The organism is Streptomyces adustus (genome assembly GCF_009377175.1).
Taxonomy (GTDB): Bacteria; Actinomycetota; Actinomycetes; order Streptomycetales; family Streptomycetaceae; genus Streptomyces; species Streptomyces adustus.
Map to the genome: position 1 here is coordinate 1 of NZ_VJZD01000352.1, position 7,542 is coordinate 7,542.

The 7,542-nt window shown below is 72.1% G+C and carries 5 protein-coding genes and 1 pseudogene; 2 read left to right on the forward strand and 4 right to left on the reverse strand.

The genetic code is table 11. The features are described 5' to 3' along the window. Positions 1–213: 213 nt before the first annotated feature. Together FNH09_RS42870 and FNH09_RS42875 are read right to left on the reverse strand one after the other, a co-directional pair. Entirely contained in the window at positions 214–1,617 is a 1,404-nt protein-coding gene (locus FNH09_RS42870) for a glycoside hydrolase family 16 protein (protein ID WP_152895283.1), read from the reverse strand. A 265-nt stretch (positions 1,618–1,882) separates the two neighbouring features. Then, positions 1,883–3,127 carry an Ig-like domain-containing protein gene (locus FNH09_RS42875; RefSeq protein ID WP_162469945.1) on the reverse strand — a complete coding sequence of 415 codons (1,245 nt, stop codon included), beginning with the start codon at positions 3,125–3,127 and terminating at the stop codon, positions 1,883–1,885. Between the two features lie 153 nt (positions 3,128–3,280). On the opposite strand from FNH09_RS42875, the gene FNH09_RS42880 reads away from it, so the two are divergent. Continuing rightward, on the forward strand, positions 3,281–4,321 hold the full coding sequence (locus tag FNH09_RS42880; protein WP_152895284.1) for a DUF8094 domain-containing protein: 1,041 nt from the start codon (positions 3,281–3,283) through the stop codon (positions 4,319–4,321). Here FNH09_RS42880 and FNH09_RS42885 read toward each other — a convergent pair. Together FNH09_RS42885 and FNH09_RS42890 are read right to left on the reverse strand one after the other, a co-directional pair. After that, positions 4,309–5,178: an IclR family transcriptional regulator gene (locus FNH09_RS42885; protein WP_152895285.1), complete on the reverse strand. Its 870-nt coding sequence runs from the start codon at positions 5,176–5,178 to the stop codon at positions 4,309–4,311. The two genes, FNH09_RS42880 and FNH09_RS42885, sit on opposite strands and share 13 nt — an antisense overlap. A gap of 253 nt (positions 5,179–5,431) precedes the next feature. Next, positions 5,432–5,908: pseudogene (locus FNH09_RS42890) on the reverse strand (DUF4981 domain-containing protein); the annotation flags it as partial. 192 nt (positions 5,909–6,100) lie between these two features. Between FNH09_RS42890 and FNH09_RS42895 the strand changes: the two are divergent. Then, positions 6,101–7,438, forward strand: a complete 1,338-nt coding sequence (locus tag FNH09_RS42895) for a family 4 glycosyl hydrolase (RefSeq protein ID WP_162469946.1) — start codon at positions 6,101–6,103, stop codon at positions 7,436–7,438. The last annotated feature ends 104 nt before the right edge of the window (positions 7,439–7,542 follow it).

Below are 7,542 nucleotides of genomic sequence, written 5' to 3' on the forward strand. Positions count from 1 at the left end.
GTACCGGGGCTTTGAAGGGGCTGGTGGGCAAACGACGCTTCGGTGCGGCTGGTTTTGTCATCGCTCCCCAGTATGCGCCTTCGCGCAGTGTCTTCGCGGCGGCCATCCGATTCGTTGCCGAACCGACCCGGTAACGGAACCGACGGCGCCGGGCTCGGGACCCGGTGGTGCGGGTCGGGTCGCCCGGCGCCGCCGGCGGTCGGTCGGGGAACCTCAGTGCCCGAAGTTGAACCAGTTGACGTTCACGAAGTCGGCGGGCTGGCCGCTGGTGAAGGTCAGGTACACGTCGTGGGTGCCGGTTATCGAACTGATGTTCGCAGGAATCGTCCGCCAGGACTGCCAGCCGCCCGTGTTGGCCAGCGCGAAGCTGCCGACCGGGGTGCTGGTACGGCTGTCCAGGCGCACCTCGACCAGGCCGCTGACGCCCGAGGCGGCGCCGCTGGCGACCCGGGCGTTGAACTGGGTGGCCGCCGTCGAACCGAAGTTGACGCCCTTGTACAGCGCCCAGTCGCCGTTGGCGAGCGAACCGATGTCCTGGCCGCCGCCGGTGTCGGTCGTGGTCTCGGCGACGACACCGGACTGGCTGTCGTAGGACTCGGCCTGGACGGCGCTGTAGGCGTCACGGTTGCCGGTCGGCGGAGGCGTGGTACCGCTCCCACTGCCCGCCGACTGGAGCACCTGCACATAGTCCACGACCATCGGGTGGCCGGGCTCGGTGTCGTTGTCGAGCCCGCCGCCGAACGCGTCGGGGAAGCCGCCGCCCATCGCCACGTTCAGGATGACGAAGTAGCCGTGGTTGGTGGCGTTGGCCCACGTCGTCGCGTCGACCTGACTGGCCGTGACGGTGTGGTAGTTGACGCCGTCGACGTAGAAGCGGATCGCCTCGGGGCTCACCGAGCGGTCCCACTCCATGGTGTAGGTGTGGAAGCCCGACTGGCAGGTCGTGTTCGGACAGGCGATGGAGTTGCCGATACCCGTGGTCTCGTTGCACGGGCCGCCCGGGTTGGTGCCGCAGTGCATCGTGGCCCAGACCTTGTTCAGGCCCTGGACGTTCTCCATGATGTCCAGCTCGCCGACGGACGGCCAGTTCTGGTAGTTGCCCCGGTAGGGCGAGCCGAGCGCCCAGAACGCGGGCCAGTAGCCCTCGGCCGCGGTGCCGGTGACGTTGGGCATCTGGATGCGGGCCTCGACGCGCAGCTTGCCGCCGGCCGGGGGCTGGAAGTCGGTCCGCGTGGTCTCGATGCGGCCCGAGGTCCAGCGTCCGGCGGAGTCGCGCAGCGGGGTGATGCGCAGGTTGCCGCTGCCGTCGAGCGAGACGTTGCTGGTGCTCGACGTCATCGTCTCGACCTCGCCGGTGCCCCAGTTGGCGGCGCCGCCGGGGTACGAAGTGCCGGTGTCGTACTGCCAGTTGGCTGTGTTGACCCCGGTTCCCGCGGTTCCGTTGAAGTCGTCGAGGAAGACCTGGGTCCAGCCCGACGGGGCGCCGGGGGCGGAGGCGTTGGCGGGCAGGGTGGCGGCGGTGGCGGCCATCGCCGCCAGGCCGAGGGTGCCGAGGACGGCGACGAGGGCGCGCCGGACGGGGCGCCGTCTTCCGGGCATGCCGGAGGTTTCGCTCATGGGGGGGGCCTCTCGGTACGGAGTGGGGTGCGCGGGTGTCGGGTGGCCGGGAGCGCTCCCAAGGTTCTTGAGAGCGCTCTCAAAGTGCGGCCAATGTGCTCCCTGGCACGTCCGTCGTCAAGAGGTGAAACCGAGAAAATCCTTACGGGGCAGGTGAGTTAACCCTATGAATGCATGAATGTGTCGTGTCGGTACGGCAGTTGGGCGTCCCGAAGTCGCCGTACAGACGCGGGCGGCCGTGGGCCGCCGCTGCCGCCTACCGGTGTCAGAGCGCGCTCCCGGCCTTCCAGTCCGCCCAGGACAGATTCCAGCCGTTGAGGCCGTTGGCCGGGTCGACGGTCTTCTCGCCGGAGTTCTTCACGATCACGACGTCGCCGAGCATCGAGCTCTCGTAGAACTTGTATCCCGCGACGGCGGGATCGCCCGCGCCCTTGGCGTCGTGCAGGCCGACGCAGCCGTGACTGGTGTTCTGACTGCCGAACACCGAGGTGGAGGCCCAGTAGTTGCCGTGGATGAAGGTGCCGGACGTGGTCAGGCGCTGGGCGTGCGGGACGTCCGCGATGTCGTACTCGTCACCGAGGCCGACCGTCGAGGACTCCATACGGGTCTGCCGGAACCGCTCGCTGATCACCATGATCCCGGACCAGGTGGTGTGTTCGGCACTGCCGCCGGAGACGGGATAGGTGGCGAGGGTCGCTCCGTCCCGCTTCACCGTCATCCGCTTGGTGGCGAGGTCGACCGTGGTGATCTGCTCGCGGCCGATGTGGAGGACGACGTCCTTCGACTGGACGCCGTAGACGCCGTCCCTGCCCTCGACGTCCTTGAGCCGCAGACCGAGCGTGATCTTCGTGCCGGGCGCCCAGTACGTCTCGGGCCGGAAGTCGAGCCGGGTGTCGCTGAACCAGTGGCCGACCACCTCCACGGCGGGCTCGGCGGTCACCGTGACGGCCCGCTCCACGGCGGCCCGGTCCGCGACCGCGTGGGTGAACGTCAGGGACACGGGCATGCCGACGCCGGAGGTGGAGTCCGCCTCGGGCGTGTAGTAGCCGACGAACGTCTCGCCGGGCGACTTCGTGGTGAAGGTCGCGCTGTGCGCGGCGGCGCCCGCCACCTGCGCCGAGACCGTGTACTTGGTGCCCGAGTACGGGTTCCGCGCCGAGGTCCACCGGGTCTTCGCGTCGTTGAGCGAACCCTCCAGGGTGGAGCCGTCGTTGCCGGTGACCGTCACGGAGGTGAGGGTGCCGTCGGTCACGGTGACCTCGACCGGACTGGTGAACGCGGCCTTCCTGGTGCCGTCGGCGGGCGTGACCGAGACGGCCGGCTGCTTCGTCGCGGCGGCCTTCACGGTCGCGGCCGCCGTTGTCGCCGCTTCCTGCGAGGCGTCCGCCGACGCGCTGCTGCACCCGGTCAGCGCCCCGCCCGACACCGCGCCGAGGGCCCCGAGGACCCCGCGCCGGGTCCACCCCTGCGGCCACTGCCCGGACCGGTTGGATATGTGCGAGACGCCCACGGTTCGCCCTCCTGAGATGTCCACGTATGCGCGTGCATCCTGCGACCGCCACCTGGGTACGGGCTTTGAATCCCCGCCCGGGACCTGAGATTTCGGTGAGGATGTGCACTCGCTAACCTGTCGTGAGCACGCCCGGACCACGACAGGGGAATCATGAGTCTGCGCCGTAACCGTCTGCTGCCCGTCTGCGCCGCCGTCTGCGCCTTCGCCCTCGGCGCCTGTTCGGGCTCGGGCGGGGCCGACGGATCGTCCCAGAGCAAGGGCGGCGGCGACACCGGCGGGGTGATCCCGCTCGCGGACGCGAAGACCGTGCTGCGGAACTACGCCGAGGTCAACAACGCCGCCAACACCACGCAGGACGGCGAGAAGACCGCCACCGTGGAGAGCGGCGCGCTGCTGGGGCAGAGCAAGGCGTCCTTCCACCAGTACCCGGCCTGGACGAAGAAGGAGCAGACGGAGTCGGAGAAGCCCTTCTCCTACCCGGTCGAGGGCGCCCGTTTCTACATCCCGCCCAAGGGGTCGGCCGACTTCTTCCTGGTGGACACCCGGATCACCGGCGAGGGCATCGCCGAGGGCCGCCGTCGACTGCTGGCCTTCAAGCAGGTCGTCGACGACGAGGCCAAGAGCGGCAAGGCCTGGAAGGCGGTCGCCGTGGGCGAGATCACCGGCGCGCTGCCGGCCGTCGCCGAGGACGGCGACGGATTCGCCTCCCCGGTCGCGACGGCCGACAAGGTGGGGTCGGTGAAGGCCGGCGACCTGGTCGCGCTCTCCCAGGACTTCTATGTGACCGGCGGGAAGAAGGCCGCCGCCACCTTCGCCGAGACCGACTCCGTCAAGGCCTGGAAGAAGGCCTACGCCAACCGCGCGTCCTTCAAGGACCACTGCGTCGACGGCGAGTACGAGGCCGGGGCCGGCGGCGCCGACACGGCTTACGGTGTGCGGACGAAGGACGGCGGCGCGCTGGTCCTCTACGACTTCGGCTACCGCTACAAGAACTGGGGCAAGGCCGAGTGCGGCGGCAACGACCTGCACCTCACCGACCTGCCCGTCGTCACCAAGATCTACTTCGACGGCCGGACCACGATCCTGAACCTCACCCGTATCGACTCGGTGATGGCCATGGCCGTGGTCCCGCCCTCGGGCAAGAAGGTCCGTGTCACCGGGTACCGGGATCAGCTGACCTACGCCCAGTGACCGCCGCGGGCTCCGGCCGCCGGGGTGGGGCGCCAGCCCAGTGCCCGCGAGATGCCGCGCGCCGCGAGGCGCACCGCCGGCACCAACTCCGGTATCTGGGCCTGGACGTGGGGCACGACGACCGAGACGGCGGCGAGCACCGCGCCGTCCGGTCCGCGTATCGCGGCCGCCACCGACAGCGCGTCGTCGGTGACCTGACGACTGCTCACCGCGACTCCGGTGCGGCGGACTTCGGCCAGTTCGCGGCGCAGGCGCGCCGGATCCGTGAGGGTGTGGGGCGTGAAGGACGCCAACGGGCCCGCGCAGTAGGCCTCCTGGAACTCCGGTTCGCCATGGGCCAGCAGCGCGAGTCCGACCCCGGTGGCGTGCAGCGGCCAGCGCGCGCCGACCCGGATGTGCACGCCGACCGAGGAGTGCCCGGAGAGCCACTCGATGTAGACGACGTCCGCTCCGTCCCGCACCGCCAGCTGCACGTTCTCGTGCGTCGCCTCGTACAGGTCCTCCAGGTACGGCAGCGCGACCTGGCGCAGCGCGAGCCCACGCGGGGCGAGGGCGGCGACCTCCCAGAGCCTGAGCCCCACGTGGTACGCACCCGTCCCGTCGCGCTCCAGCGCGCCCCACGCGGTGAGCGCCCCCACCAGCCGGTGGGCCGTGGTCAGCGTCAGTCCGGCCCGTCGGCTGATGTCGGTGAGGGACAGCGCGGGATGCTCGTGGTCGAACGCGGCGAGCACCGCCAGCAGACGGTCGGGTGCGGAGCGGGCGCCGGTCACGGCCGGCCGTCTCCGCCCGGCCCTCGCGGCGGCGGGCCCGGCCAGTGCGGCCGACGGCCCGGGTCGGGGTGCAGCGTACGCATCCATGGCTCCTGCGCGTCGACGGGAACGGGGCGGGCGGCTCAGCGTACGACGTCCACGAGGACCGGACCCGCCGCCCGCCTTGTGCGCCTCAGCGCGTCAGCACGGCAGGCGCGACGGGGCCCGTACGGGTTCCGGTGGCGCCGAGCAGCGCGAGGGCCCTGGGGAAGCCGGGCCGACCGGTACCGGCCAGTGCGGCCCCGCCCGGTTCAGGGGCGGGCGGCGCACCCGCGGGTGCGCCGTGGAGAGCTCGCCACGGCGCCGGGAGCAGCCGCAGCCGGGGTGCGCACACCTCGGTGCCGCGGGGCGCCCACGGCAGGTCCTCGGCCGTGGCCACCCGCAGCGTCAGCCAGATCTCGCCGCCGTCGCGCGGCAGTGCGAACGGCAACGGCACGGCGGCCGTCTCGCCCGGCCGCAGCGCGGGCAGCGGGGCCGGCCCGGTCAGGGTCCGGCCGTCGGCCGCGGCCAGCTCCCAGGTGCCCGCCAGCCAGGCGAGGTCCCGGGTGCGCTGCCGGTTGCCGAGGACGATGCCCTCGTGCCGGAACGATCCGATCCACACCGGGGCGGGCATCACCCGCGCCGGCACCACGACTTCCCGGGGCCCGGACAGCGGCCCCGGGTCCGGTGTGCGGTGGGCAGGTCTTCCGTCGCTCACGCGACGCACCCTTCCGTGGCCCCGGGACTCCCGGATGAACCCGCCCTGAAGATGCGGGGTGGCCTCGATGGCAGCCCGGTGGCCGTGGATCCGGCGGTCGGGGGAGGCCGACGGACTCCCCGCTGGCCGTCCTTGTCGCCCGCCCCGTCCCGCGTGGTCAGGGTGGCGTGCGAGGGCGGACCGAGACGCCGATTAGCGTTCACGTCATGCCACCCCGGGTCCTCTCGGCGGGGCCGGTGCGCGGGTGGTCCGGACAGGAAGGGCGGAAGCAGCGTGAGGCTGACGATTCTGGGCGGCGGCGGATTCCGTGTGCCGCTGGTGTACGGGGCGCTGCTCGGCGACCGGGCCGAGGGCCGGGTCACCCGGGTCGTGCTGCACGACCTGGACCCCGCACGGCTGACCGCCGTCACCCGGGTGCTGGCCGAGCAGGCCGCCGGGGTGCCGGACGCGCCCGAGGTGATCGCCACGACCGACCTCGACGAGGCCCTGCGGGGCGCCGACTTCGTGTTCTCCGCGATCCGCGTCGGCGGTCTCCAGGGCCGCGCGGACGACGAACGGGTGGCGCTCGCGCACGGTGTCCTCGGCCAGGAGACGGTCGGCGCGGGCGGGATCGCGTACGGCCTGCGCACGGTGCCCGTCGCCGTCGACATCGCCCGCCGGGTGGCCCGGCTGGCCCCGGACGCCTGGGTCATCAACTTCACCAACCCCGCGGGCCTGGTCACCGAGGCCATGTCGCGTCATCTGGGCGAGCGGGTCATCGGCATCTGCGACTCCCCGGTCGGTCTCGGCCGCCGTATCGCCCGGGTGCTCGGCGCGAACCCGGGCGAGGCCTGGATCGACTACGTCGGCCTCAACCATCTGGGCTGGGTACGCGGTCTGCGCGTCGCCGGGCGCGACGAACTCCCGCGGCTGCTCGCCGACCCCGTCCTGCTCGGCTCGTTCGAGGAGGGCAGGCTCTTCGGCGTCGACTGGCTGCGCTCCCTGGGCGCGATCCCCAACGAGTACCTGCACTACTACTACTTCAACCGCGAAGCCGTGCACGCCTACCGGCAGGCGGAGAAGACCCGCGGCGCCTTCCTGCTCGACCAGCAGGCCGGCTTCTACGAGCGGGCCGCACGCGCGGACGGGTCGGCGCTGGCGGCCTGGGACCGTACCCGCGCCGAGCGCGAGGCCACGTACATGGCGGAGAACCGGGAGACGGCCGGGGCCGGCGAGCGCGAGGCGGACGATCTGTCCGGCGGGTACGAGAAGGTGGCGCTCGCTCTGATGAGGGCGGTCGCGCGCGACGAGCGGACCACGCTGATCCTCAACGTCCGCAACCAGGGCACCCTGCACGCGCTGGACGCCGACGCCGTCATCGAGGTGCCGTGTCTGGTCGACGCCAACGGCGCCCACCCCGTGGCCGTCGCCCCGCTGCCCGAGCACGCCACCGGTCTGGTCTGTGCCGTGAAGGGGGTCGAGCGCGTGGTGCTGGCTGCGGCCGGGTCGGGCTCCCGCGCGACGGCGGTGAAGGCCTTCGCGCTGCACCCGCTCGTCGACTCCGTGAACGTGGCCCGCAGGCTGATGGAGGACTATGCCGAAGTGCATCCCGGGCTGGCGTACTTGAGGTAGCGAAGACCGCCCTGCCGGGCCGTCCCCTTCGGGTCGGCCGGTCGCCCCCCGTGACAGCGGCCGACCGACCCGAGCCCCCGTTCCCCCGTGGGACCCCCGTGCTC

Coding starts and splice junctions, on each gene's coding strand:
- FNH09_RS42870 (WP_152895283.1), bottom strand. CDS start 1,617: ATGAGCGAAACCTCCGGCATGCCCGGAAGACGGCGCCCCGTCCGGCGC.
- FNH09_RS42880 (WP_152895284.1), top strand. CDS start 3,281: ATGAGTCTGCGCCGTAACCGTCTGCTGCCCGTCTGCGCCGCCGTCTGC.
- FNH09_RS42885 (WP_152895285.1), bottom strand. CDS start 5,178: ATGGATGCGTACGCTGCACCCCGACCCGGGCCGTCGGCCGCACTGGCC.